Source organism: Enterobacter cloacae complex sp. 2022EL-00981, assembly GCF_028737495.1.
Taxonomy (GTDB): Bacteria; Pseudomonadota; Gammaproteobacteria; order Enterobacterales; family Enterobacteriaceae; genus Enterobacter; species Enterobacter cloacae.
On sequence record NZ_JAQZRK010000005.1, the window covers coordinates 77638 to 103267 of the forward strand.

The 25630-nt window shown below is 51.7% G+C and carries 22 protein-coding genes and 1 tRNA gene; 15 read left to right on the plus strand and 8 right to left on the minus strand.

Annotated elements, in window-relative coordinates:
* Positions 1-52 precede the first annotated feature (52 nt).
* The 4 genes from rpoZ to recG are packed head-to-tail and all read left to right on the plus strand — an operon-like array spanning position 53 to position 5241.
* Positions 53-328 (plus strand): DNA-directed RNA polymerase subunit omega, encoded by a 276-nt coding sequence (rpoZ, locus tag PUZ33_RS06750; RefSeq protein WP_000135058.1) that lies wholly within the window; start codon positions 53-55, stop codon positions 326-328.
* A gap of 19 nt (positions 329-347) precedes the next feature.
* Entirely contained in the window at positions 348-2462 is a 2115-nt protein-coding gene (gene spoT, locus PUZ33_RS06755; RefSeq protein WP_013094882.1) for a bifunctional GTP diphosphokinase/guanosine-3',5'-bis pyrophosphate 3'-pyrophosphohydrolase, read from the plus strand.
* Positions 2463-2466: 4 nt separating this feature from the next.
* On the plus strand, positions 2467-3156 hold the full coding sequence (gene trmH, locus PUZ33_RS06760) for a tRNA (guanosine(18)-2'-O)-methyltransferase TrmH (protein ID WP_020686483.1): 690 nt from the start codon (positions 2467-2469) through the stop codon (positions 3154-3156).
* Between the two features lie 3 nt (positions 3157-3159).
* A complete protein-coding gene (recG, locus tag PUZ33_RS06765; RefSeq protein ID WP_058681606.1) occupies positions 3160-5241 on the plus strand; it encodes an ATP-dependent DNA helicase RecG in 2082 nt (693 codons plus the stop codon).
* A gap of 2 nt (positions 5242-5243) precedes the next feature.
* On the opposite strand, the gene gltS is transcribed toward recG, so the two are convergent.
* Positions 5244-6446, minus strand: a complete 1203-nt coding sequence (gene gltS / locus PUZ33_RS06770) for a sodium/glutamate symporter (RefSeq protein ID WP_013094878.1) — start codon at positions 6444-6446, stop codon at positions 5244-5246.
* Between the two features lie 225 nt (positions 6447-6671).
* Between gltS and xanP the strand changes: the two genes are divergently transcribed.
* Complete coding sequence (xanP, locus tag PUZ33_RS06775) at positions 6672-8063, plus strand: xanthine/proton symporter XanP (protein ID WP_014830139.1); 1392 nt, start codon at positions 6672-6674, stop codon at positions 8061-8063.
* 119 nt (positions 8064-8182) lie between these two features.
* Entirely contained in the window at positions 8183-9886 is a 1704-nt protein-coding gene (locus PUZ33_RS06780) for an AsmA family protein (protein WP_029881892.1), read from the plus strand.
* Positions 9887-9946: 60 nt separating this feature from the next.
* On the opposite strand, the gene yicI is transcribed toward PUZ33_RS06780, so the two are convergent.
* On the minus strand, positions 9947-12265 hold the full coding sequence (gene yicI, locus PUZ33_RS06785; RefSeq protein ID WP_062676833.1) for an alpha-xylosidase: 2319 nt from the start codon (positions 12263-12265) through the stop codon (positions 9947-9949).
* Positions 12266-12593: 328 nt separating this feature from the next.
* Between yicI and PUZ33_RS06790 the strand changes: the two genes are divergently transcribed.
* A tRNA-Sec gene (locus PUZ33_RS06790) sits at positions 12594-12688 on the plus strand.
* A gap of 161 nt (positions 12689-12849) precedes the next feature.
* Positions 12850-14034 carry a tyrosine-type recombinase/integrase gene (locus tag PUZ33_RS06795; protein WP_023302872.1) on the plus strand — a complete coding sequence of 395 codons (1185 nt, stop codon included), beginning with the start codon at positions 12850-12852 and terminating at the stop codon, positions 14032-14034.
* Positions 14035-14038: 4 nt separating this feature from the next.
* On the opposite strand, the gene PUZ33_RS06800 is transcribed toward PUZ33_RS06795, so the two are convergent.
* Positions 14039-15403 carry a hypothetical protein gene (locus PUZ33_RS06800; protein ID WP_023302871.1) on the minus strand — a complete coding sequence of 455 codons (1365 nt, stop codon included), beginning with the start codon at positions 15401-15403 and terminating at the stop codon, positions 14039-14041.
* A gap of 267 nt (positions 15404-15670) precedes the next feature.
* Between PUZ33_RS06800 and PUZ33_RS06805 the strand changes: the two genes are divergently transcribed.
* The gene (locus PUZ33_RS06805; protein ID WP_032667872.1) at positions 15671-15814 is read left to right on the plus strand and encodes a hypothetical protein; all 144 of its coding nucleotides are present in this window, start codon (positions 15671-15673) and stop codon (positions 15812-15814) included.
* A 5-nt stretch (positions 15815-15819) separates the two neighbouring features.
* Here PUZ33_RS06805 and PUZ33_RS06810 read toward each other — a convergent pair whose 3' ends face one another.
* The 3 genes from PUZ33_RS06810 to PUZ33_RS06820 are packed head-to-tail and all read right to left on the minus strand — an operon-like array spanning position 15820 to position 17376.
* Positions 15820-16383, minus strand: a complete 564-nt coding sequence (locus tag PUZ33_RS06810; RefSeq protein WP_062676834.1) for a phage polarity suppression protein — start codon at positions 16381-16383, stop codon at positions 15820-15822.
* Between the two features lie 28 nt (positions 16384-16411).
* Positions 16412-16630, minus strand: coding sequence for an ogr/Delta-like zinc finger family protein (locus tag PUZ33_RS06815; RefSeq protein ID WP_014830132.1), 219 nt, complete (start codon positions 16628-16630; stop codon positions 16412-16414).
* A gap of 2 nt (positions 16631-16632) precedes the next feature.
* A complete protein-coding gene (locus PUZ33_RS06820) occupies positions 16633-17376 on the minus strand; it encodes a hypothetical protein (protein ID WP_062676835.1) in 744 nt (247 codons plus the stop codon).
* Positions 17377-17913: 537 nt separating this feature from the next.
* Between PUZ33_RS06820 and PUZ33_RS06825 the strand changes: the two genes are divergently transcribed.
* The 6 genes from PUZ33_RS06825 (at position 17914) to PUZ33_RS06850 (ending at position 23447) form a co-directional block, all read left to right on the plus strand.
* Positions 17914-18180: a helix-turn-helix transcriptional regulator gene (locus PUZ33_RS06825; RefSeq protein WP_013095392.1), complete on the plus strand. Its 267-nt coding sequence runs from the start codon at positions 17914-17916 to the stop codon at positions 18178-18180.
* Positions 18177-18728: a host cell division inhibitor Icd-like protein gene (locus PUZ33_RS06830; RefSeq protein ID WP_062676836.1), complete on the plus strand. Its 552-nt coding sequence runs from the start codon at positions 18177-18179 to the stop codon at positions 18726-18728. The genes PUZ33_RS06825 and PUZ33_RS06830 overlap by 4 nt, the downstream gene beginning before the upstream one ends.
* Positions 18725-18952: a hypothetical protein gene (locus PUZ33_RS06835; protein WP_032983269.1), complete on the plus strand. Its 228-nt coding sequence runs from the start codon at positions 18725-18727 to the stop codon at positions 18950-18952. The genes PUZ33_RS06830 and PUZ33_RS06835 overlap by 4 nt, the downstream gene beginning before the upstream one ends.
* Positions 18949-19269 (plus strand): DUF5375 domain-containing protein, encoded by a 321-nt coding sequence (locus PUZ33_RS06840; RefSeq protein ID WP_062676837.1) that lies wholly within the window; start codon positions 18949-18951, stop codon positions 19267-19269. The genes PUZ33_RS06835 and PUZ33_RS06840 overlap by 4 nt, the downstream gene beginning before the upstream one ends.
* A gap of 14 nt (positions 19270-19283) precedes the next feature.
* The gene (locus PUZ33_RS06845) at positions 19284-21617 is read left to right on the plus strand and encodes a primase-helicase zinc-binding domain-containing protein (protein WP_062676838.1); all 2334 of its coding nucleotides are present in this window, start codon (positions 19284-19286) and stop codon (positions 21615-21617) included.
* A gap of 162 nt (positions 21618-21779) precedes the next feature.
* Positions 21780-23447: a hypothetical protein gene (locus PUZ33_RS06850; RefSeq protein ID WP_252107607.1), complete on the plus strand. Its 1668-nt coding sequence runs from the start codon at positions 21780-21782 to the stop codon at positions 23445-23447.
* A gap of 398 nt (positions 23448-23845) precedes the next feature.
* Here the strand turns inward: PUZ33_RS06850 and PUZ33_RS06855 are convergent, their stop codons facing one another.
* Both PUZ33_RS06855 and PUZ33_RS06860 read right to left on the minus strand, forming a co-directional pair.
* Positions 23846-24748, minus strand: a complete 903-nt coding sequence (locus PUZ33_RS06855) for a hypothetical protein (RefSeq protein ID WP_058681593.1) — start codon at positions 24746-24748, stop codon at positions 23846-23848.
* 58 nt (positions 24749-24806) lie between these two features.
* A complete protein-coding gene (locus PUZ33_RS06860) occupies positions 24807-25589 on the minus strand; it encodes a hypothetical protein (RefSeq protein WP_072203709.1) in 783 nt (260 codons plus the stop codon).
* Positions 25590-25630 lie beyond the last annotated feature (41 nt).

The window sequence follows — 25630 nt, forward strand, 5'->3', positions numbered from 1 at the left end:
CCACTTTCAGTATTATGCCCAGTCATTTCTTCACCTGTGGAGCATTTTAAGTATGGCACGCGTAACTGTTCAGGACGCTGTAGAGAAAATTGGTAACCGTTTTGACCTGGTGCTGGTCGCCGCGCGTCGCGCTCGTCAGATGCAGGTAGGCGGAAAAGATCCGCTGGTACCGGAAGAAAACGATAAAACCACCGTAATTGCACTTCGCGAAATCGAAGAAGGTCTGATCAACAACCAGATCCTCGACGTACGTGAGCGCCAGGAGCAGCAAGAGCAGGAAGCCGCAGAACTGCAGGCCGTAACCGCCATTGCTGAAGGTCGTCGTTAATTAAACCTGCGGGTCGCCCTTGTATCTGTTTGAAAGCCTGAATCAACTGATTCAAACCTACCTGCCTGAAGACCAGATTAAGCGTCTTCAGCAGGCTTATCTCGTTGCACGTGACGCTCACGAGGGCCAGACACGTTCAAGCGGTGAACCCTATATCACGCACCCGGTAGCGGTGGCCTGCATTCTGGCCGAGATGAAACTCGACTATGAAACGCTGATGGCCGCTCTGCTGCACGACGTGATCGAAGATACCCCTGCCACTTACCAGGATATGGAACAGCTGTTTGGTAAAAGCGTTGCCGAACTGGTGGAAGGGGTGTCCAAGCTTGATAAACTGAACTTCCGCGACAAGAAAGAGGCGCAAGCCGAAAACTTTCGCAAGATGATTATGGCGATGGTGCAGGATATCCGCGTCATTCTCATCAAACTCGCTGACCGAACCCACAACATGCGCACGCTGGGCTCACTCCGCCCGGACAAACGTCGCCGCATTGCCCGTGAAACCCTCGAAATCTACAGTCCGCTGGCGCACCGTTTAGGTATCCATCACATTAAAACCGAGCTGGAAGAGCTGGGTTTTGAAGCGTTGTACCCGAACCGCTATCGCGTCATTAAAGAGGTGGTGAAAGCCGCCCGCGGTAACCGTAAAGAGATGATTCAAAAGATCCTCTCGGAAATTGAAGGACGTTTACAGGAAGCGGGCATTCCCTGCCGCGTGAGCGGTCGCGAAAAACACCTGTATTCTATTTACTGCAAAATGGTGCTCAAAGAGCAGCGTTTTCACTCGATCATGGATATCTACGCGTTCCGCGTGATCGTCCACGATGCCGATACCTGCTATCGCGTTCTGGGGCAGATGCACAGCCTCTACAAGCCGCGTCCTGGGCGCATGAAAGATTACATCGCCATTCCAAAAGCGAACGGCTATCAATCTTTGCATACCTCGATGATCGGCCCGCACGGCGTCCCTGTTGAAGTGCAGATCCGCACCGAAGACATGGACCAGATGGCGGAGATGGGTGTCGCCGCACACTGGGCCTATAAAGAGCACGGTGGTGAAAGCAGCACTACGGCACAAATCCGCGCCCAGCGCTGGATGCAGAGCCTGCTCGAGCTGCAGCAGAGTGCGGGGAGCTCGTTTGAATTTATCGAGAGCGTAAAATCCGATCTCTTCCCGGATGAGATTTACGTTTTCACGCCTGAAGGGCGTATTGTCGAACTGCCTGCGGGCGCGACCCCGGTCGACTTCGCGTATGCCGTGCATACCGATATCGGCCACGCCTGCGTAGGCGCACGCGTAGACAGACAGCCTTATCCGCTGTCTCAACCGCTCGCCAGCGGCCAGACAGTCGAAATCATCACCGCACCGGGCGCACGTCCAAACGCGGCCTGGCTGAACTTTGTTGTGAGCTCCAAAGCGCGCGCCAAAATCCGTCAGCTGCTGAAAAACCTCAAGCGTGATGACTCCGTCAGCCTTGGGCGTCGTCTGCTCAACCATGCGTTGGGTGGCAGCCGTAAGCTGGCAGAGATCCCACCAGAACATATCCAGCGTGAACTCGACCGGATGAAGCTCACCTCTCTGGACGATCTGCTGGCGGAAATTGGGCTGGGTAACGCCATGAGCGTCGTGGTGGCCAAAAATCTGCAGCAGGGCGAAGCAATACCTTCCGCACCTGGCGCATCCGGCCACGCGCATCTGCCGATCAAAGGCGCGGACGGGGTGCTTATCACCTTTGCGAAGTGTTGCCGTCCAATTCCTGGCGATCCGATTATTGCGCACGTCAGCCCGGGCAAAGGGCTGGTTATCCACCATGAATCTTGTCGTAACATCCGCGGCTATCAAAAAGAGGCGGAGAAGTTTATGGCGGTCGAGTGGGATAAAGAGACGGCGCAGGAATTTATCACCGAAATTAAGGTGGATATGTTCAACCACCAGGGTGCCCTGGCGAACCTGACGGCAGCGATCAACACGGCCTCTTCCAACATTCAGAGCCTGAATACGGAAGAAAAAGATGGCCGCGTATACAGCGCCTTTATTCGTCTGACCGCCCGCGACCGCGTGCATCTGGCAAATATTATGCGCAAGATCCGCGTCATGCCGGACGTTATTAAAGTCACCCGAAACCGAAACTAGTTTTATGAATGCACAACGTTATGCACGTATCTGCGAAATGCTCGCCAGGCGTCAGCCTGATCTGACGGTCTGCATGGAGCAGGTCCATAAACCTCATAACGTCTCTGCCATTGTCCGTACCGCAGACGCCGTCGGCGTGCATGAAGTGCACGCCGTCTGGCCCGGTGCCCGCATGCGCACCATGGCGTCGACAGCCGCAGGCAGTAACAGCTGGGTGTCCGTCAAAACCCATCAGACCATCGGCGAAGCCGTATCGCACCTGAAAGGTCGCGGTATGCAGATTCTTGCCACCAACCTGTCTGCCAAAGCGGTCGATTTCCGCGAGATCGACTACACCCGCCCGACCTGTATTTTGATGGGTCAGGAGAAAACCGGGATCACTCAGGAAGCGCTGGATCTGGCGGATCAGGACATCATCATCCCCATGATCGGCATGGTGCAGTCCCTGAATGTCTCTGTGGCTTCCGCGCTCATTCTGTATGAAGCCCAACGCCAGCGTCAGAACGCCGGGATGTACGAGCGCAGCAACAGCATGCTGCCGGAAGACGAACAGCAGCGCCTGCTGTTTGAAGGCGGTTATCCGGTGCTGGCTCGTGTTGCGAAGCAGAAAAAATTGCCCTACCCTCACGTCAACGCGCAGGGCGAAATTGAAGCCGATGCCGGGTGGTGGGCCACCATGCAGTACGCAGGGTAACCGATGAAAGGCCGCCTGCTGGATGCCATCCCGCTCAATAGCCTGACGGGCGTGGGCGCGGCGCAAAGCAGTAAACTGGGCAAAATTGGCCTGCACACCGTGCAGGATCTCCTGCTTCACCTCCCCCTGCGTTATGAAGACCGCACGCAACTTTATAAGATTGGCGATCTGCTGCCCGCGATTTACGCCACCGTTGAGGGCGAGGTGCTGAACTGCAACATCACCTTTGGCGGCCGCCGGATGATGACCTGTCAAATCAGCGACGGCACCGGCATTCTCACCATGCGCTTTTTCAACTTCAACGCGGCGATGAAAAACAGCCTTGCGACGGGCCGCCGGGTGCTGGCGTATGGCGAAGCCAAACGCGGGAAATATGGCGCAGAGATGATCCACCCGGAGTACCGCGTGCAGGGCGATCTCAGCACGCCGGAGCTGCAGGAGACGCTCACCCCGGTCTACCCGACAACGGAAGGTATCAAACAGGCGACGCTGCGTAAGCTCACCGACCAGGCCCTGGAGTTACTCGATACCTGCGCCATCACCGAACTGCTGCCGCCTGAGCTGGCGCAGGGAATGATGAGCCTGCCGGAAGCGCTGCGTACGCTGCATCGCCCGCCGCCCACGCTGCAGCTCAGCGATTTAGAAAGCGGCAAGCACCCTGCCCAACGGCGTCTTATCCTTGAGGAATTACTGGCGCATAACCTGAGCATGCTGGCGCTGCGCGCCGGTGCGCAGCGTTTTCATGCCCAGCCCTTAAGTCCGCGTGATGAGCTCAAGGATAAGCTGCTGGCCTCCCTGCCGTTTAAACCTACCGGTGCCCAGGCGCGCGTCACCGCCGAGATCGAACGCGATATGGCGCTTGATGTGCCCATGATGCGCCTGGTGCAGGGCGATGTAGGCTCTGGTAAAACGCTGGTTGCTGCCCTGGCAGCCCTGCGCGCCATTGCCCACGGCAAGCAGGTGGCGCTGATGGCGCCGACGGAACTGCTGGCGGAGCAGCACGCGAATAACTTCCGCGCCTGGTTCGCCCCGCTGGGCATTGAGGTGGGCTGGCTTGCCGGAAAACAAAAGGGCAAAGCGCGTCTTGCGCAACAGGACGCCATCGCTCGCGGTGAGGTGCAGATGATTGTCGGCACCCATGCCATCTTCCAGGAGCAGGTGCAGTTTAACGGCCTCGCGCTGGTGATCATCGATGAACAGCACCGCTTTGGCGTGCATCAGCGCCTGGCGCTGTGGGAGAAGGGGCTGCAGCAGGGCTTCCATCCGCACCAGCTGATCATGACCGCCACGCCTATTCCGCGAACCCTGGCGATGACCGCCTACGCCGATCTGGACACCTCCACCATTGACGAACTGCCGCCGGGCCGTACGCCGGTCACGACGGTGGCCATCCCGGATACCCGCCGCAGCGACATCATCGATCGCGTGCGCAACGCCTGCATCCATGAAGGGCGTCAGGCGTACTGGGTCTGCACGCTGATTGAGGAGTCTGACCTGCTTGAAGCGCAGGCCGCAGAAGCAACGTGGGAAGAGCTGAAGCTGGCGCTACCGGAACTGAAGGTGGGCCTGGTGCACGGGCGCATGAAGCCCGCAGAAAAACAGGCCGTCATGCAATCCTTCAAACAGGGTGAGCTGCATTTGCTGGTCGCCACAACGGTGATTGAAGTGGGCGTGGATGTGCCAAACTCCAGCCTGATGATCATCGAAAACCCGGAACGTCTGGGGCTTGCGCAGTTACACCAGTTGCGTGGCCGCGTGGGCCGTGGTGCGGTGGCCTCACATTGCGTTCTGCTCTACAAAGCCCCGCTCTCAAAAACCGCGCAGATGCGTTTGCAGGTACTGCGTGACAGCAACGACGGATTCGTCATTGCGCAAAAAGACCTGGAGATCCGTGGCCCGGGCGAGCTCCTGGGCACACGTCAGACCGGGAACGCTGAATTCAAAGTGGCAGATTTGCTGCGGGATCAGGCCATGATCCCTGAAGTTCAGCGCCTTGCCCGCCATATTCATGAACGCTACCCCGAACAGGCGGCAGCGTTAATTGAGCGCTGGATGCCGGAAACTGAGCGCTACTCCAACGCCTGATCTCAGGCGAACATCGGCAGCATCAGGTACAGCTTGATCACCAGCGCGTTGACGATATCAATAAAGAATGCCCCAACCATCGGTACCACCAGAAACGCCATGTGCGAAGGCCCGAAACGTTCGGTGATTGCCTGCATATTGGCGATTGCCGTTGGCGTGGCACCCAGACCAAACCCACAGTGCCCCGCCGCCAGCACCGCGGCATCGTAGTTTTTGCCCATCATGCGCCAGGTAACAAACATGGCATAGAGCGCCATAAACAGCGCCTGCACCGCCAGAATGGCTACCATCGGCAGCGCCAGCGACGCCAGTTCCCACAGTTTAAGGCTCATCAGGGCCATCGCCAGGAACAGCGACAGGCAGACGTTACCCAGCACCGAGACCGCACGTTCAAACACGCGATAGAAGCCCATCAGGGCCAGACCATTGCTCAGGATCACCCCGATAAACAGCACACAAACAAAGGTCGGCAGTTCAAAGGCCGTGCCCGCCAGCCATTGCGCAACCACTTTACCCAGCGTCAGACAGATGGCGATCATGGCGATGGTTTCAATCATCACCAGCGAGGTGATGGTGCGGCCAACGTCCGGCTTTTCGAACGCGGTGGGGACCAGTTCATCGTCCGGTCTGCCGTCTGGCGTGGTGGAGTGCTTCACCAGGTAGCGCGCTACCGGGCCGCCAATCAGACCGCCAAGCACCAGACCAAAGGTCGCGCAGGCCATCGCCACTTCCGTTGCGTTTTCAAAGCCATAGCGCTCGATAAACAGCTTACTCCACGCCGCCCCGGTACCGTGCCCGCCGGACAGAGTGATGGAGCCAGCCAGCAGACCCATCAGCGGATCCAGCCCCAGCAGAGACGCCATACCGATGCCGATGGCGTTTTGCATCAGCAGCAGACCAACCACGACAATCAGAAACACGCCCAGCACCTTACCGCCCGAGCGCAGACTCGCCAGGTTGGCGTTCAGGCCGATAGTGGCAAAGAAGGCCAGCATCAGCGGATCTTTGAGGGACATATCGAAATCGATTTCCCAGCCCATGCTTTTTTTCAACACCAGCAGGGCCAGCGCCACCAGCAACCCACCGGCAACAGGTTCAGGAATGGTGTACTTTTTCAGAAAGGAAACACTGTGTACCAGCTTGCGACCAAGCAGAAGAACCAGCGTTGCGGCAACAAGGGTCGACAACGTATCGAGATGAATCATAAGAGGCTCCTGTTATGCGCGTGTTCCATACACACGCGGCGTTATCCTGGGCCGGCTTATGCTCGTCATGAGCCACCGGCGCGAAAAGTGTAATTTTTTTTTCCTCCACGTTGTAGAAAACCTGCTCATACCGGCAGATTTTCTCTGTTTTTTTTGCTGGCAATCGTTTGCTTTTACCAGGTGGTCAGATAAAATGCCCGCTTTTCCACCGTGGGATTACCGTCGATGTCCGTTAACAGCATAGAGTCTCCTGATGCGCAACCGATTGCGCAGAAGCAAAATAGCGAACTGATTTACCGTCTTGAAGACCGCCCACCGCTTCCGCAGACGCTCTTCGCTGCCTGCCAGCATCTTCTGGCCATGTTTGTTGCGGTGATCACCCCGGCGCTGTTGATCTGTCAGGCGCTGGGTTTACCGGCTCAGGATACGCAGCACATCATCAGCATGTCCCTCTTTGCCTCCGGCGTGGCCTCAATTATTCAAATTAAAGCCTGGGGTCCGGTGGGGTCTGGTTTGCTGTCGATTCAGGGTACCAGTTTTAACTTTGTGGCACCGCTGATCATGGGTGGTACGGCGTTAAAAACCGGCGGGGCGGATGTCCCGACCATGATGGCGGCGCTGTTCGGCACGCTGATGCTGGCCAGCTGCACGGAGATGGTGATCTCCCGTGTTCTGCATCTGGCTCGCCGCGTGATCACCCCGCTGGTCTCGGGCGTGGTGGTGATGATTATCGGTCTGTCGCTGATCCAGGTGGGGCTGACCTCCATCGGCGGGGGCTATGCCGCAATGAGCGACCACACCTTTGGCGCACCAAAAAACCTGCTGCTGGCTGGCGTGGTGCTGGCCATCATTATTCTGCTCAACCGTCAGCGTAACCCGTACCTGCGCGTGGCCTCGCTGGTGATCGCCATGGCGGCCGGTTACCTGCTGGCGTGGGCGCTGGGCATGTTGCCGGAAAACACCGCGCCGACCAACAGCGCGCTGATTACCGTTCCAACGCCACTGTACTACGGCCTGGGCATTGACTGGGGTCTGCTGCTGCCGCTGATGCTGGTCTTTATGATCACTTCCCTGGAGACCATCGGCGATATCACCGCCACCTCCGACGTCTCCGAGCAGCCGGTGTCCGGCCCGCTGTACATGAAGCGTCTGAAAGGCGGCGTGCTGGCAAACGGTCTGAACTCCTTTGTCTCTGCCGTGTTTAATACATTCCCGAACTCCTGCTTCGGGCAGAACAACGGCGTGATCCAGCTGACCGGCGTGGCCAGCCGTTATGTCGGGTTTGTGGTGGCGCTGATGCTGATTGTCCTTGGCCTGTTCCCGGCCGTGAGTGGTTTTGTGCAGCACATCCCTGAGCCGGTTCTGGGCGGAGCAACGCTGGTGATGTTCGGTACTATCGCGGCCTCGGGTGTGCGAATCGTCTCCCGCGAGCCACTGAACCGCCGCGCGATCATGATTATTGCCCTGTCGCTGGCCGTGGGTCTGGGCGTTTCTCAGCAGCCGCTGATCCTGCAGTTTGCCCCGGACTGGGTGAAAAACCTGCTCTCTTCCGGCATCGCCGCTGGCGGTATCACCGCTATCGTGCTGAACCTCGTTTTCCCCCCAGAGAAAAACTGATTGTCCTCGCGGCAGGCTGTCAATGCCTGCCGTGACATCTCTTTACACCATTCCCGCCTTGAGCATTGCGCATAAATCGTGCATAACTCCTTTATGTACGTTTCGCGGGAAGGAAGACCATGAAATTTATTGGAAAGCTGCTCGTCTATCTTCTGGTAGCCCTGCTCCTTGTGCTGCTGGCACTCTATTTTCTGCTTCAGACCCGCTGGGGTGCGTCACAGGTCAGCAGTTGGGTAACGGTGAACACCGATTACGAACTCAGTTTCGACCTGATGGACCACCGCTTTTCGTCGCCTTCCCACATCCTTCTGGAAAACGTCACCTTTGGCCGCGACGGTCAGCCCGCCACGCTGGTGGCTAAAAAAGTCGATATTGGTCTTGGCAGCCGACAGCTCACCGATCCGCTGCATATGGACACCATCACCCTGGTCGATGGCACGCTGAACCTCTCTCCGCAGACCGCGCCGATGCCCTTCCAGGCAGACCGTCTGCAGCTGAACAACATGGCCTTCAACAGCCCCAACACGGAGTGGGATTTAAGCGCGCAAAAAGTGACGGGCGGTGTCAGTCCGTGGCAGCCAGAAGCGGGTAACGTGCTGGGCAAAAATGCGCAGATCCAGATGAGCGCGGGTTCGCTCACCCTGAACGGGGTACCGGCCACTAACGTGCTGATCCAGGGCCAGCTGAACGGCAAGGAGGTGGTGCTGAACACCATCGGTGCCGATATGGCGCGCGGCTCGCTTACCGGCTCCGCCCTGCGCAACGCCGACGGAAGCTGGGTCATCGACACCATGCGCCTGAACGAGATCCGCCTGCAGAGCGATAAATCGCTGCTGGATTTCTTCGCGCCGCTCAATACCATCCCCTCCTTGCAGATTGGCCGCCTGGAAGTCACCGATGCGCGCCTGCAGGGGCCAGACTGGGCCGTAACCGATTTGGATCTCAGCCTGCGCAACCTGACGCTGAGCAAAGGAGACTGGCAGAGCCAGGACGGGCGTTTATCCATGAATGCCAGCGAATTTATTTACGGCTCGCTGCATCTGTTCGACCCGATCCTGAATGCGGAATTCTCTCCGCAGGGCGTGGCGCTGCGCCAGTTCACCTCCCGCTGGGAAGGGGGCATGGTGCGCACCTCCGGCAACTGGCTGCGCGACGGTAAAGCGCTGGTACTGGACGATGTCGCCGTCGCCGGGCTGGAGTACACCCTGCCGCAGAACTGGAAAACGCTGTGGATGGATCCGCTGCCGGAATGGCTGAACAGCGTGACGCTGAAGAAATTCGGCCTGAGCCGCAACCTGGTGATCGACATTGATCCCGCGTTCCCGTGGCAGATCACCTCTCTTGATGGCTATGGGGCTAACCTGCAGCTGGCGCAGGACCACAAATGGGGCGTATGGGGCGGCAGCGCCACGCTAAACGGCGCGGCAGCCACTTTTAACCGCGTGGACGTGCGACGCCCGTCGCTGGCACTGAACGCTAACGCCGCCACGGTCAATATCACCGATCTGAGCGCCTTTACCGAGAAAGGCATTCTGGAAGCCACCGCGACGGTTTCTCAGCTTGCGCAACGACAGACCACGGTGAGCCTGAACGGTCGCGGCGTGCCGCTCAACATCCTGCAGCAGTGGGGCTGGCCCGCGCTGCCGGTGAGCGGCGACGGCAATATTCAGCTGACTGCCAGCGGGAGTGTGCAGGCGAATGCCCCGCTGAAGCCAACGGTAAATGGCAAGCTGAGCGCGGTTAATATGGATAAACAGCAGGTTCAGCAGACCATGACGGGTGGTGTAGTTTCAACACCACCCTCACCCCAGCCCTCTCCCTGAAAGGGAGAGGGAGTAAACCATTCCCTCGCCCCTTTGGGGAGAGGGTTAGGGTGAGGGGAATTAAAGGTGAACCACCACCTCATCCCCCTCCGCGTTCACCACCACGCCCCACTCGCTGCCCGCGTATGAGCCACCTTTCACACCACTCACCTTCTGCACGTTGCGCAAGCATACCGACCAGTTCCGCGCTTCACCCGCGCCGGTAAGGGTCACAGTGTCGCCCTTGCGTGACGCCTTCAGCGTAAATACCACCGAACCGTCAGCCGCAGGCACCTCGCTCACCGCCGTTGCGCCCTCATCCAGGTTAAACAGCTGGAAAGCCGTGCCCTCATTCCAGGCGTAGTCCGGTTTGTGCTTGTTGTTACCCAGCGCCAGCAGGGTGTTGTCGCGCACATAAACCGGCAGGCTCATGAAATCGTGCTGCTGCTTATGCCAGCGACAGCCCTGAACCTCATCGTTGTGCCACAAGTGCGTCCAGCGACCTTCCGGCAGGTAAAACTGCACCTCACCCGCCTCTGAGAACACCGGCGCCACCATCAAGGCATCCCCCAGCATGTACTGACGGTCGAGATAGTCACACGCCGGATCGTCCGGGAACTCCAGCATCATCGCCCGCAGCATCGGCGTGCCGCACTCCCGTGCCAGCGCCGCCTGACGATAGAGGTACGGCATCAGCTGGCATTTCAGCTGCGTAAAGTGGCGCACCACGTCGCAGGACTCATCATCGTACGCCCACGGCACCCGGTAGGATTTGCTGCCATGCAGGCGGCTGTGGCTGGAGAACAGCCCGAACGCGCACCAGCGTTTGTAGACGTGCGCCGGGGCGGTGTTTTCGAACCCGCCGATATCGTGGCTCCAGAACCCGAAGCCGGACAGACCAATCGACAGCCCGCCGCGCAAGCTTTCCGCCATGGATTCATAGTTGGCATAGCAGTCGCCGCCCCAGTGCACCGGGAACTGCTGTGCGCCGACGGACGCCGAGCGCGCAAACAGCACCGCCTCCTCCTCGCCTACCGTCTCTTTCAGCACGTTCCACACCAGCGCGTTATAGATGAAGGCGTAATGGTTGTGCATCTTCTGCGGATCGGAACCGTCAAACCACTGCACATCCGTCGGGATACGCTCGCCGAAATCGGTTTTGAAGCAGTCCACGCCAATCTCCACCAGGCCCTTCAGCTTGTCGGCGTACCACCGGCACGCGTCCGGGTTAGTGAAGTCGTAAATCGCCAGCCCGGGCTGCCATTTGTCCCACTGCCACACGCTGCCATCCGGGCGCTTCAGCAGATAACCTTTCTCTTTCAGCTCGTTAAATACCGGCGATTTCTGACCGATGTACGGGTTGATCCACACGCAGACCTTCAGCCCCTTCTCTTTCAGGCGGCGGATCATCCCTTCTGGATCCGGGAAGGTCACCGGGTCCCACTCAAAATCACACCACTGGAAGGCCTTCATCCAGAAGCAGTCAAAGTGGAAGACGTGTAGCGGCAGGTCGCGTTCGGCCATGCCGTCGATGAAGCTGTTCACCGTCGCTTCGTCGTAGTTAGTGGTAAACGAGGTGGTGAGCCACAGGCCGAAGGACCACGCTGGCGGCAGCGCCGGCCGTCCGGTGAACTGCGTGTAGCGGTCCAGGACCGCTTTCGGCGTCGGGCCGTCGATCACAAAATACTCCAGATATTCGCCCTCGACGCTGAACTGCACTTTGGAGACCTTCTCCGAGCCGATTTCAAACGACACATTTTCCGGATGGTTGACCAGCACGCCGTAGCCGCGGTTGGTGAGATAGAACGGAATATTTTTGTAGGACTGCTCGGTGCTGGTGCCGCCGTCGCGGTTCCAGGTATCGACCTGCTGACCGTTGCGCACCAGGGCGGTAAAGCGCTCACCGAGGCCATAAACCGTTTCCCCGACGCCCAGATCCAGACGTTCGAACAGATAGTTGCGATTCGTGTTGCTGTCCTGCACGTAGCCGTTGTTTTTCAGTTCACTGCCGGTGATCCGCTGGCCGTTACGCAGAAAATCGAGCGCCCAGAATTCGCCTTTGGTGACGCGCACGCTGAGATTTCCGCTTTTCAGCTCGGCGTATTCGGCGTTATTTACCGTCTCGACCCTTACGTCCTTCAGCACGTTGAGCGGATAGTGCGGGCCTTTGTCCTGCGCCCCCTGGAAGTGCTCGATGCGCACCCCGACAATCCCTTCCTGCGGTGCGAAGAGCCGGACGGTGAACATCAACGTATCGAGCTGCCACGCGCGTTCGCGGACGTTGCGCGGTGCCACATACACCACCAGGTCATTGCCCTGCTGCTCCACATCGAACACCTGGACCGGATACGTCACGGTCAGGCCAGGTTGAATAAGCCAGTTTCCATCACTGATTTTCATACTTTCGTCCTCCTGGTTCTGTAATCCTTTGCTGGCCGTCAGGTGCCTATAGTGTGGCGATACGGGCACTGAGACCGGTTACAGAGGTTTTAAACCATTGTTTCAGGAGCGAGTATTGCGTTTTCTGGTTAGCAAATTACGTTTCTTGTTTTTTGTGATCGGGGTAAATGTCGCGGAGCACGAAATGCTAACCTGAGGATTTTCTTAAGAATTAACTGAAATGGGGGTGCTCAGGTCAAAAGAGAGGTGAAAAAAGTGTGTCGGGGTATGTGGTAAATGTCTGAAAGTAGCTATAATGCGCCCCGCCTCCATGTAGCAATGCAGGCGCGGAAGATCGTCATCTCCGGTGAGGTGGCTGGACTTCAAATCCAGTTGGGGACGCCAGCGTTCCCGGGCAGGTTCGACTCCTGTGATCTTCCGCCAAAATTCCTCCGCCGCTATCCGGGAACGTATAAAAATCCTTTATTTTCAGTATACATAGTAAATCACTCATCCGTAAACGTCCGACAAGTTCTCCCTGAATCCGTGAAAAATATGTATAGTGATGTGTATAGATCTTTTATACACATTTTTGACTTATACACATGCCACTCACAGACATTCAAATTAAACGAGCAAAGCCCCAAGACAAGCCCTACACATTGAACGATGGTCAAGGCCTGTCATTACTCATCAATCCAGACGGCTCAAAGGGCTGGCGCTTCCGCTTTCGTTTTGCCGGTAAAGCACGGCTAATGTCATTTGGCAGCTACGACCTTGTGAGCCTTGCAGAAGCACGTGAGAAACGCGATACAGCTCGTAAGCAGGTAGCAAACGGCATAGACCCAGTAGAAGAACGTAAAGCCCAAAAGCTGGCACAGCAACTCTCAACAGAGAATTCATTCGAAGCCATATGTCGAGAATGGCACACCAACAAAGCTGACCGCTGGACAGTGGCCTATCGCGAAGAAATCATTAAGACATTTGAACAAGATGTGTTCCCGTTCATTGGTAAACGCCCTATCAGTGAAATCAAACCGCTAGAACTGCTTGAAGTATTGAGACGAATAGAGAAGCGTGGAGCACTAGAGAAGACCAGAAAAGTGCGCCAAAGATGCGGTGAGGTCTATCGCTATGCAATCATAACTGGCCGCGCAGAATACAATCCTGCTCCTGATTTGGCTATTGCTTTGACCGTTCCGAAGCAAAAGCATCATCCATTTTTATCCGCTGAAGAGTTACCTCATTTTATTCGTGATCTTGAAGCGTATACCGGCAGCATCATCACTAAGAATGCGACAAAAATAGTTATGCTAACTGGTGTTCGAACACAAGAGATGCGCTTTGCTACGTGGGATGAAGTTGACCTTGAGAAAGGTATTTGGGAAATCCCAGCAGAAAGGATGAAAATGCGCAGGCCTCACATAGTGCCGCTTTCTACTCAGGTAATCGACCTTTTCAAGCAACTCAAGCCTATTACTGGTCACTACCCTTATATTTTTATTGGCAGGAACAACCGTAGTAAACCGATCTCAAAAGAAAGTGTGTCACAGGTAATTGAGTTGCTTGGTTACAAAGGACGTGCTACCGGTCACGGTTTTAGACATACAATGTCGACAATTTTACATGAACAGGGGTTTGATAGTGCATGGATTGAAATGCAGTTAGCACATGCTGATAAAAACAGTATACGAGGCATTTATAATCATGCGCTATATTTTGAAAAACGCAGTGAAATGATGCAATGGTATGCTGACAACTTATATGCATATTATAAATTGCCAGCATGATAAATCATTTTGATTTGAGTATAAAATAGGATGGGTGGTTTTTAATCGCCGCCATTCTATTATTATAATCATAAACTGTTTTTCCTGCTTGCAAAGCTACTGCAAGAAAACTTGCTGGCATTGTTGTTAACCCAACCGCCAGCAACCCAAAATCAAAAGCTGAATTTAAAACAACATTCTTTTTCATATCTTTTATTGCCTTTTTAACTTCAGGCATACCTTCATCTATAATTTTCTCTTTAAGCTCTTGATGTAATCCTATTATCTCGTTTTCACTACTTGCAAATTGAATCCGTCTAGCTATATCTTTAAGGATTAACTTATAAGCATTAAAACTCTCACCATAGTCTTTTTTGACATTTGCGATATAATCAATTGAAAGATTATTCAATATTGGAGAATCAACTTCAACCATTTTTTGAATAACACTTGAACCGTCATTTAGATAAGGAAGTATTTTATTAATAAAAGGACATGTAGTTGTGAATGATGAATTTAGATAATAGGCAAATCCATAATCTATAGAAAAACTATTGTAATGCTGAGAAATTGTTCTGTGAATGGAGGATTTGACCCAGTTCTTGAAAATTTCTTCAGTCTCAGGAGGTGTGTCTTTTTTTATTTGGAATCTCAACAACCCGCTACTTTGATCATAATCAATAACCTCCATTGTAGAGTAGTTATAACAATTCACATAGTCACTAGTACAATCACTCAAATTAATAATAATAAAATCACTTATTTCTTGAGCGTCTAGTATTTTTATATGCCCTTCAGCAGATAGGCGCTTACAACTCCTATAACTTGCAGCATTTAAATATTCGCTGACAATAGCCGGATTGGATATCATTTCATGCAACTTTTCCTCATCGGCATCATTCAGAAGCACAGCTTGCTTTGTAACATAGTGATACGCACTCGATTTTCTCCCAACAATCTGTATAGAACCTATAGCAATAAGATCTTTGTTTTTTCTTATAAAATTTATAAAATTTGCCACCTGAGACTTTAACTTTGGAATGATGTTTGAATCCTTTTCCCAAAGCATATTACTCATCGTTTCATCGATATCCGTGCGTTTAGCTTGGTAATAGCACTCAATAATTTCATCATTAATTATTATATTATCAATGCTAAGAAGAGCCTTGTAATAAAAACTAGAATCATTTATATCCGTCATATATAAATTCAAAAAACCATCATCCTCCAGAAAATACTTAGCTTGAGCATCCACTTCTGAAGAATAACTGTAATACTCCTCTAACAACCTCACAAAATCTGAATCAGGAACATTCGAATATACCTGTGAGGAATCAATATCGTCATATAATTGACTTTGCAAAAGAAAATCTATTAAATTTTTATCCATATCTTCTCCAAATTCGTTTAAATACTACCTAAATTAGTTCAGAACAACCCCAAGCCCCCATTAGGTAATGCTCTAAACCTCCGACCATTAGAGGGTCATTACAGCATATTACGCTTTAGTCACGTCATCAGAAATCACATCGTCATAGAGATGCGGTTTATAACTCATCTCCAATAACTCAGTGACATTAAACTGCTAAAAACGATTAACATCTGAAGCGCGCAATGCTCTCCCCGCCACGCCTGCCCGCTTAAGGGGGCGCTTTTAATGCAGGTGCATGACCGGCCTCAGGGCGCGCCAGTGCTGGCGCTGGCGGGGGTTCCAGTATCGGTAAAACGCATGCAAAACCATGCACCTTATGCATGCATGGCTTTTTTATTGGAAAAAGGCGGGATTTTCGGGAATTTTTGAAAGGACTACTGCGCGGCCAGCTCTGCGCGTCGGCGGGTGTAATTCAGGTTCTGTGCGGGTGTGAATTTTTCACGATTATCATCGCGCGAAGCCGCGTCAGGCCTGAATCCGATGGCCGTTAAAATGTCATTATCCTGCGCCGAATAATTAATTTTTTCACCGGTGGCCAGCCAGACCTGCAGCGCCTCACGCAGATAGTCGAGTGAGTGCTGCATGGCGCAACGCTGAATGGCGGAATGCTGCCCGGAATAATTCATCAGCTCCGGGGCAAGGGCGGCTGCCAGCTCCGCGCCGTGCGCCTGCATAAAATCATTCAGACGGTTACGGATGCTGATGCGCTGCACCTCCTCATGCGAGCGGATATAACGCCCGGCAGCCTGATTTATTTCCCACTTTTTCACATCGATAATTTCGCGCAGGGTTTGCAGGCTCCGGCCGCTGTGGCCGTTACCGGCAAGCTGTTCGCGGTATGCCTGTTCGGCCTGCTTCAGTTCATCCCGGCGTTGCAGCCAGGCGGATTTATTTGCCTGACAGGCCTCAAAGGCTTTCTGTAGCGTCAGTGTGGTCACGTATGTCTCTCCTGATGTCTGGCCGTGCTCACGCACCGGCACGGTTAACGGTGGCCGCCGGTGCGGGTACAGGGATAACCGGCTCAGTAACCGGTGAACGGATAATCCCGTCAACGGATTCAAGCGTACGGAAGGTCGCCGAGCACTCGACGTTCACGCACTGGTGATAGCGCTGTTTGACGTTCTCAGACAGATAGCGACTGGTGCGGGCGTGCGCACTGGTTTTGCAGAACGGGCAGTGAAACATGCTTATACCTCCGCTTTTGTCTCGCCATTATCAGCCAGTTTTCTGGCGAGCATCATTCTCTTCGCCGGGCTGCGTAACAGCTCCATATCCACACCGTTAATCTGCGGCCGGTGCATGCCCGTCACAGACAATACCGGCTCCTGCTTCATATCGAAGTGATACAGGCTGCCCTGACGGCTCAGCGCATCGCGCAACTCGCCGACGACAACCGACTGGGGGGCACTGTCACCCTGCATTTCGAGCGCGCGAATGCGCAGCAGGAAAGCGCGTATGAGCGCGACGGGGAGCATGTTGACCGCCTGAGCCCATTCCGCACCGGCATAAGCGGTAAAGGCATCGTCATGCGCTGACAGGTATTTACTGGCGGTGGAGCAGGCATTCAGCATGGCGCGTGTCCGGTCGGTTTCCAGCTCCGCAATCAGGCCGGTGAACTCGTCGGCCAGCTCGCGACTGGCGATACGCTTGCTGTGCTCTGCTTTCATTTCAGGGGTGAGATTGCCGCGCAGGGTGCGGAAGCGACTGCGCCAGTCCTGCTCCGCCTCTGCACTCTCACTGAGGGCGGTCTGCCGCTCCTGCTTACAGCGTTCAATGGACGTATCAATCTCTTTCAGTTCCTGCATGCTGGCCGCGTGCGTGTCTCTGGCCGCAGTGAATGCGCTCAGCTTGTCGGTGATGCGCTGGCTGCTCTCTGCTGACTGTTGAGCGGCTACATTCTGCAGGGCGGTAATGACTGTTTCGGGTTTCATGTTCAGGCTCTCCGTGTGTTCAACCTGAAATGATTCTGCCCTTCATCACACAACATCTCGATTCATTGCAGTTGTGGCAGTTCTGGCACAAACGGCACTCAAAACCCGGCTGGCCAGAGAAAGGTCTCAGCAAAACCTTACTCATCGTTTATTTTTTTACTGATAACTGTTCACCACTGTTCACCATAAATAAAAATATAAGTAATACAGTAATTTAAAGGGTGAACAGTTGCAGGTCTGACTGTTCACCGTCTGTTCACCACTGTTCACCCTCCTGTTTTGCTATGTCTATACCACTTAGATTTTATTTCGATTAAAAAAGAAAAACGTATAACTAAAAGCAATAGAAATTGCTGCATTGTAATGCAGTGATTTGCATATGTTTGCCAGCGTTTTCCTTTGTTTGCCATAGCGAAAAGTCAATGTTTGTTTCCCCGAAAATCTCACATGACCTGAGGAAAAATATAGACATAATAAGGAGCTACCCGAAGCCGGACGGACACGACCGGCACAGTATGGATTTTATGAGGTAGCCCGATGCACACCGCTTTTTCTTCCCCGTCTTCTGCCCCTGCCGCCCCAATGATGCCGGTCTCTGATGCGGTTCAGGAACGCTTTATCCGCCTGCCCGAAGTGATGCATCTGTGCGGTCTATCCCGGTCGACCATTTACGACCTCATCAGCCGGGAGGCTTTCCCGAAACAAATCAGCCTGGGCGGAAAAAACGTGGCGTGGGCGCAGTCTGAAATCACCGCATGGATGGCGGATCGCATTGCCGAGCGCAACCGGGGCTGTGACGCATGATGATGACCGTTCAGCAAACAGCCCCTTTTTCTGGCTTGCTTCCTGTCGCCGTTTCCAGGTATAGTTTTCCCGCTGTCGCAAAATCGGCAGCCGGGATTTGCAGCCCGTGTAACTTCAAGGCGACACAACACGCGCCATGCGTGTTTTTTTATGTCGTTGCTCAGGCACACCTATTTTTCGGGCTGTGGTGCTTACACCGTGGCTCCTGTCAGATAATGGTGGTCCGGGCGGGGCAGCCTTCGGGCTGGCCGGTTTCCTTGAAGGCCGGTACTGCAAACCCCGTCCGGGCTACCACCCATGAGATTTGCAGCTCCGGTGGTGGCGATAACCGCTACTTCAAGGAGGTTGCCATTATGGCTACGACCCTCACCCCGTCACATCCGCAGTTTGTCTTTGTGTTTGCCGCTGTTCGTCGCGCAGACCGTAAACCCCGTATCTGTATGCTTCGCACCGTTGCCGGTGATGAACACGCCGCACGCCTGTCCCTCGTTCGTGATTACATTCTGTCGTTCGCTGGCCGCCTGCCGGTTACGGAGGTGCGACCATGAAACAGACCCTTATCACCCCTCATGATATCGAGTGCCTTGAGCATATGCGTAATCTCGGCCAGCTCGTTGACGAGCTGATGAAGGTGCAGGACTCAACCTCCGTTTGTCGCGACCCGGCGCAGCAGTTGCAACTCACCTCCGTGATTTACCTCATGACCGCCCAGCTCGACGGCGTGGTCGAGCGCTGCAAAAAGCGCTGGCTGACCGGGGAGGATAACGTATGAAAAAGCCTCTTTCACCTGTATTACGCGCCGCGCTCTATCGCCGCGCCGTGGCCTGTGCATGGCTGACAGTATGCGAGCGTCAGCACTGCTACGAACACCTCACCCTTGATGCGCTGGAAAACGCCATTGCCGACGAGCTGGAGGGCTTCTATCTGCGCCAGCACGGTGAGGCAAAAGGCCGCCAGATTGCCTGTGCGCTGCTGGAAGATTTAATGGAAGCCGGACCGCTCATGGCCGCGCCGTCGCTGTCCTTTCTCGGGCTGGCCGTGATGGATGAACTCTGCGCCCGTCACATGCAATCGCCTGTTATGCACTGAGGGAGAAAATAACCATGAAAATGAACGTAACGGAAACCGTAAAACAGGCGTGCGGCCACTGGCCGCGCATTCTCCCGGCGCTGGGTGTGAAGGTCATTAAAAACCGCCATCAGGCCTGTCCGGTGTGCGGCGGCTCTGACCGCTTCCGCTTTGACGATAAAGAGGGGCGCGGCACATGGTTCTGTAACCAGTGCGGTGCGGGTGACGGTCTTAAGCTGGTAGAGAAAGTGTTCGGCGTAACCGCATCAGAGGCTGCCGGGAAGGTTAACGCCGTGACCGGCAACCTGCCGCCGGTTGCCCCGGAAGTGATTGCGGCCGCAGAGGCTGAAACCGATGCCGACCGCCAGGCAGCGGCCGCACTGGCCGTCAGGCTCATGGAGAAAACCCGACCAGCCAGCGGCAACGCCTACCTGACCCGCAAGGGCTTCCCCGACCGGGAATGTCCGGTACTGTCGGCCACACACAAAACCGGCGGCGTGACGTTCCGCGCCGGTGATATGGTTGTCCCGCTGTATGACGATACCGGCGCACTGGTTAACATTCAGCTTATTAATTCTGACGGTCTCAAACGCACCCTGAAAGGCGGGGCGGTAAAAGGAGCGTGTCACACCATCGAAGGAAAAAAACAGGCCGGAAAACGCCTGTGGATTGCGGAGGGCTATGCAACCGCGCTCACCGTGCATCACCTGACCGGCGAAACCGTCATGGTGGCACTGTCGTCCGTGAACCTCCTTTCTCTGGCGAGCCTTGCCCGTCAGAAACACCCGGCCTGTCAGATTGTCCTCGCCGCCGACCGCGACCTTAACGGCGACGGCCAGAACAAAGCCGCAACGGCCGCAGAAGCCTGTGAGGGCATTGTCGCCCTGCCGCCGGTGTTCGGTGACTGGAATGATGCGTTTATGCAGCACGGCGGGGAGGCAACGCGGAAAGCGATATATGACGCCATCCGGCCACCGGCTGACAGCCCTTTCGCTACCATGAGCGAGGCAGAATTTACCGCCATGAGCACCAGTGAAAAGGCAATGCGGGTGCATGAGCATTACGGCGAAGCGCTGGCCGTGGATGCAAACGGCCAGCTCCTGTCCCGCTATGAGGCCGGGATATGGAAAATCATTCCGCCGTCGGATTTTGCCCGCGACGTGGCCGGGTTGTTCCAGCGTCTGCGCGCACCGTTCTCGTCGGGGAAAATTGCTTCAGTGGTGGAGACCCTGAAACTGATTATTCCGCAGCAGGATGCCCCGGCACGGCGTCTGATTGGCTTTCGTAACGGAGTACTCGATACCGCCACGGGTACTTTCAGCCCACACCATAAATCGCACTGGCTGCGCACACTCTGTGATGTCGATTTTACCCCACCGGTAGAGGGGGAAACGCTGGAAACCCACGCCCCGGAGTTCTGGCGCTGGCTCGACCGCGCCGCCGGTGGCAGACCGGAAAAACGCGACGTGATTCTGGCCGCGCTGTTTATGGTGCTGGCGAACCGTTACGACTGGCAGCTCTTTCTTGAGGTCACCGGTCCCGGCGGGAGCGGAAAAAGTATTCTGGCCGAAATTGCGACCATGCTTGCCGGGGAAGATAACGCCACGTCGGCCACCATCGAAACGCTGGAATCACCCCGCGAACGTGCGGCTCTGATTGGCTTCTCGCTGATACGTCTGCCAGACCAGGAAAAGTGGAGCGGTGACGGGGCAGGACTAAAGGCCATCACCGGCGGGGATGCGGTCTCGGTAGACCCGAAATACAAGGATGCATACTCCACCCATATTCCGGCGGTGATCCTGGCCGTAAACAACAACCCGATGCGCTTTACCGACCGCAGCGGCGGTGTTTCCCGTCGCCGGGTGATTCTGCATTTCCCGGAACAGATTGCCCCCGAAGAACGCGACCCGCAGCTAAAAAACAAAATCGCTCGCGAGCTGGCCGTTATTGTGCGCCAGCTTATGCAGAAGTTCAGCGACCCGATGACTGCCCGTGCTCTGCTCCAGTCACAGCAGAACTCCGACGAGGCGCTAAGTATTAAACGCGATGCTGATCCGACGTTTGATTTTTGCGGCTATCTGGAAGCACTGCCGGAGCCTGAGGGTATGTATATTGGCAATGCCAACATCATTCCGCGCCAGCCGCGCCTGTATCTTTATCATGCCTATCTGGCGTATATGGAGGCACACGGCTACAAGAATACCCTGAGCCTCACCATGTTCGGTAAAGGACTGCCGGCCATGCTAAAAGAGTACGGACTGAGTTATGAGAAGCGCCGAAAAAATCAGGGCATACAAACTAATCTGGCGCTAAGAGAGGAAAGCAACGCCGACTGGCTGCCGAAATGTGATGACCCTATAGCGAAATAACTTATCCTGACCGGCAAACGCCGGTCTTTTTGCGTATAATAAATAAAAATAATCCGCTAACATTGATATAGCCACCATTCGTTAAATGGATTCTGCTTGTTGAAAAATGGAATGACTTAGAGTTAAATATTGTTAATAGTTAACCAATTTATGAACGCAACCATGCAACCATCAAAATGTTTTTTCCATAGTTTGTGTTTTGTTCCTCCAGATCCATTATCTTCTGGGGTAAAAATATTCGGTTTTTCTGAGTTTCTAGCTTCGCTTGCTCTTTTAGTTGTTGTATTTACTGTAACAGATACTAGATACAAATTCCGTATTACCATCGCCCCACTCCCACTTTACGCCATCACTTTTGCAATAATTGCACTCACTGGCATCATAAGTCTAGTGTCTGATGTCTGGAGCGCAGCTAAATGGTGGGTGCTTGACTCAAGTTTTGAAATAAAGATATACATCCAAGCGACACTTGGATTTTGTTTTTTATTTTGCTTTATGTTATGGATATATTACGCTTTTCTTAAACCTCCTGTATTCAGCAAAAGAAACCAAATGAAGTATATAAATGCATTATACAAATACATTGCAAAAGGCGTTGAACAGGAATTAGCCATAATAAGTGACGAATTAGGTCGCTCGTCTAAGTCATTAATAAAACATGCTGGCAGAGGAGATAGTGCAACCACTCAAATAGCCAATGATATTTTATATTTAATAGGAAATAAAAATTTTTGCAAAGTGCTTGTGGCTACATCACCACGCACTGCTACATATTTCTTTGTAAGCACAGCTACTTTTAAAAATTATGACATTCCACTCCATCAGTTCTCCGCTAACGTATCACAAGAAGTCATAAAGAATAAGAACTCTATAATTTACCATGAGGATGATGGATATGACTCTGGCTTGATGGGAGAAATCCAAGAGTGGTCAAAAAGTTTTTATGGCAACTACCGACTTATCGACTCACTTCAAAGAGGACATCTCTCTCCATTTCAGTTCAATTATAAAACTTTTTTAGGCTTTGATAACGAACAGTGGGATGCATATTTTAGACTTAGCATTATATATTTAGAGGAAAAATTAAAAATAGAAAAGTTTATTGATACAAATCCAGTACTAAATTCTGTGTTAGAAAGCATAAAACACTGCACTCAAAATCTACACATGGTAGATAAAACAGATGATGAGATTATGAAAAGCGAATTGGTGGAGAAATTACACTCATCAATAAATTTCATTGAAAACCTCTTTAACACCACAACAAAATGCAAAGCGAAAACTATTTATCAATATAGTGTCAAGGAACGACGGAAATATGTTTTCGATATACATCATCATGTCTCAAGCGCTTTAAGAGAATTATTATTCAAGGCATCACTATGCCAAGCAGATAATTTTACCACTTGGCACATTCAAAACAATATTGTTTGGGATGGCATATTTTCACCCCATGAAAAATCCCTTGGGGATTTTCATAGCAAGGCAATAAAAAAGACAATAAGAAAATTGTATGAAGAGCTCAAAAGCATTGAAAAAGTTGCAAATTTCAAAAACACAAGAATTGCAGGCCTTATATTAAATGTATTGGGATTAGACACCGGACCTTGTTTTGCAACAAGAAACGATAAAAGGCTTGCTCTCATCAAAAGACTTACTCAAAAAATAATAAAAGAAAGATTTCTAACACTTTTAGCGCAACAACCCCAGGTTGCGGAAAGCATGTTTCCAAAATGCATATCTTACGACCCGGAGAGAAAATGCCTAGTTAAGACCTACGCTGTCGGCATAAACAAAGAGGCTCCAAAGCATTATCTTTACCTCGAATAGGTTAATACGGTGAACAGTAAAGTATTCACTGTTCACCAACCATTCACCACGTATGCCTATGAAAATAATGATAAAAATAACTTAGTGAATAGTGTGAACAGTTTTTCTAAAAAAAATTTTTTCTATGTCTGAAAGGAGTTCAAAAAACGAACAATTTCGCCAATGTGTATAGTTATGTGTATAGACTTGTTATTTTGTTTTGTTTTTTTTCATAAAAATCAATGAAATAAAATTTACTACCAACTCCTGTGATCTTCCGCCAAAAATGCTTTCCTATCCTATCCCAAACCGAGCCACATTGTTATGGTCAGTTACAAATGGAGTATCCATCCCTTCAAATAAGTTAATTTTTCTTCTTAAGAAAATTACTCATTAAAAAAGCTGGCTCAGAAAAATAACTATTCAATAGTATACTCAGCTTCTACTGTAATAGTGCCTATATAATTAGAAAATGTATTTTTTTGTTCATCATCTAAATGTGTATTCACATAATTTTCATTTGAAGAATAAAAATGAATCTTATTACCTTCGCATTCCATAGTTATATCCCCGCATCTATTTTGAGTTATAGTTTTATAGCCAGTATAGTAAGTTAGATGGCGAGAAGGTGCTTCACCTATAATTATTATTTGAGGATCTAGCTTTTCCAACCAGGAATCCGGTATCTTTCCAGATACTCTTCCATGATGCGAAGCAAAAACAATTGTAGTTTTTTTAAGCTCAATATCGTTGCTAATGTTTTCCATAAAATCGGTTTCTAAATCACCGATCCAAAGAAAACTAGGTCCATTTATAATACTATATCTTATCACAGCTGATGTATTGTTATAACTTAATCCTATTTCCGCTTCTAATAAAGCTGATTTAAAGTGGGTATTTTCTGTATCAGGCCATAAAAACTCTAAACCTGAACTACCTCTAACATCATCACCATGAGTTGCCCATTTTCTTTTACAATCTTTATATATATAAAAAGCTTTATTTTTATCATCTCTTAAGCGGCAGTAATGTTTAAAAGATTGTGTCTCATGACTCTTTATAGCCTTATTTTTTACCACATAAAAATTAGTAATACCTAATACTGCATCAAGATATTCAATCCCGCCAAAATGATCATCATCAGGATGTGTGCATATGAATCTTGTAATCCGTTTAGAAGCTGACTTTTCTTTTATTTCAGAAATTATTCTCTGTTGATTTTCACTTGAAATATCGCAATCAATTATTGAAAAGTTATCTGAGTTATGTTGAATGTAACACATATCTCCATTACCAACGGAAAAGCTTTTGACAATAGCCATTAATATTACTCCAGTAAACAATCATTTTATTAATAACATCGCTCGATAATCCAATAAGTTACTGAGCAGAGTTTACTCTTCTTTTTGACGTACTTACTTTCACACTAAGTAAATTTTCATATAAACGTTCGGCATATACATAACCAATTCTCTTAACAGATTCTTCGTTAAAGTAAAAACCCCAAGAAAAAAGGAGAATACAGGAAATAATCAAAGTCAATGAGGCTGGTAATCCTGGATTAGCAAAATGTATTATTTCTATATGCGGTGGTATTATTGTTAATACTTTAGCAATAATCAATCCGTATATAATGCCTAATGAACTTGTTGATAATCCAATAATTTTCATTGCCGTCATATTCCGATGAAATCCATAGGATATATTTTCATTAAAAAGTAATCCTTTTTTATTTCTAGTTAACTCTCTTAATCTTCTGGAAATACCTATATATATTTCATCTGCCTTTTTAGGATCACCTATCTCCTCTGATGGTGACGGGATTTGTATACCTAACTTTGCGGTTATTGCTTGATGGTACCTACTCTTTGTTACAAAATCATAGTGATCATCACGATGCCTTAATACCAATGTTGTTGGCATTCCCCCCCACCTGACTATGAGCTTCTGTTCAAGTTTTTTACCTAAACCACGAGATATATTCGCCAATGCGAACATTGCACCACAACTGCTTAATAAGCCAATAACACTCGTAAGTATCGGATTTTTAGCGCCATACACACAAATCATAGGTACTATTAATGGCAGAGCGACTAAAAGCCCAGGAATTAATCGGGCCTTTCTTTCATAAGGATCTTTAATCAATTGAAAAATAGCTTGCATTGTTTTAACGCCAATTATCGTTGATTATGAATGATTCACCG

Coding starts and splice junctions, on each gene's coding strand:
- recG (WP_058681606.1), top strand. CDS start 3,160: ATGAAAGGCCGCCTGCTGGATGCCATCCCGCTCAATAGCCTGACGGGC.
- trmH (WP_020686483.1), top strand. CDS start 2,467: ATGAATGCACAACGTTATGCACGTATCTGCGAAATGCTCGCCAGGCGT.
- yicI (WP_062676833.1), bottom strand. CDS start 12,265: ATGAAAATCAGTGATGGAAACTGGCTTATTCAACCTGGCCTGACCGTG.
- PUZ33_RS06850 (WP_252107607.1), top strand. CDS start 21,780: ATGCAACCATCAAAATGTTTTTTCCATAGTTTGTGTTTTGTTCCTCCA.
- xanP (WP_014830139.1), top strand. CDS start 6,672: ATGTCCGTTAACAGCATAGAGTCTCCTGATGCGCAACCGATTGCGCAG.
- gltS (WP_013094878.1), bottom strand. CDS start 6,446: ATGATTCATCTCGATACGTTGTCGACCCTTGTTGCCGCAACGCTGGTT.
- PUZ33_RS06815 (WP_014830132.1), bottom strand. CDS start 16,630: ATGTTTCACTGCCCGTTCTGCAAAACCAGTGCGCACGCCCGCACCAGT.
- rpoZ (WP_000135058.1), top strand. CDS start 53: ATGGCACGCGTAACTGTTCAGGACGCTGTAGAGAAAATTGGTAACCGT.
- PUZ33_RS06840 (WP_062676837.1), top strand. CDS start 18,949: ATGAAAAAGCCTCTTTCACCTGTATTACGCGCCGCGCTCTATCGCCGC.
- PUZ33_RS06845 (WP_062676838.1), top strand. CDS start 19,284: ATGAAAATGAACGTAACGGAAACCGTAAAACAGGCGTGCGGCCACTGG.
- PUZ33_RS06855 (WP_058681593.1), bottom strand. CDS start 24,748: ATGGCTATTGTCAAAAGCTTTTCCGTTGGTAATGGAGATATGTGTTAC.
- PUZ33_RS06825 (WP_013095392.1), top strand. CDS start 17,914: ATGCACACCGCTTTTTCTTCCCCGTCTTCTGCCCCTGCCGCCCCAATG.
- PUZ33_RS06800 (WP_023302871.1), bottom strand. CDS start 15,403: ATGGATAAAAATTTAATAGATTTTCTTTTGCAAAGTCAATTATATGAC.
- PUZ33_RS06830 (WP_062676836.1), top strand. CDS start 18,177: ATGATGATGACCGTTCAGCAAACAGCCCCTTTTTCTGGCTTGCTTCCT.
- PUZ33_RS06860 (WP_072203709.1), bottom strand. CDS start 25,589: ATGCAAGCTATTTTTCAATTGATTAAAGATCCTTATGAAAGAAAGGCC.
- PUZ33_RS06805 (WP_032667872.1), top strand. CDS start 15,671: ATGCAGGTGCATGACCGGCCTCAGGGCGCGCCAGTGCTGGCGCTGGCG.
- PUZ33_RS06820 (WP_062676835.1), bottom strand. CDS start 17,376: ATGAAACCCGAAACAGTCATTACCGCCCTGCAGAATGTAGCCGCTCAA.
- PUZ33_RS06795 (WP_023302872.1), top strand. CDS start 12,850: ATGCCACTCACAGACATTCAAATTAAACGAGCAAAGCCCCAAGACAAG.
- PUZ33_RS06835 (WP_032983269.1), top strand. CDS start 18,725: ATGAAACAGACCCTTATCACCCCTCATGATATCGAGTGCCTTGAGCAT.
- PUZ33_RS06780 (WP_029881892.1), top strand. CDS start 8,183: ATGAAATTTATTGGAAAGCTGCTCGTCTATCTTCTGGTAGCCCTGCTC.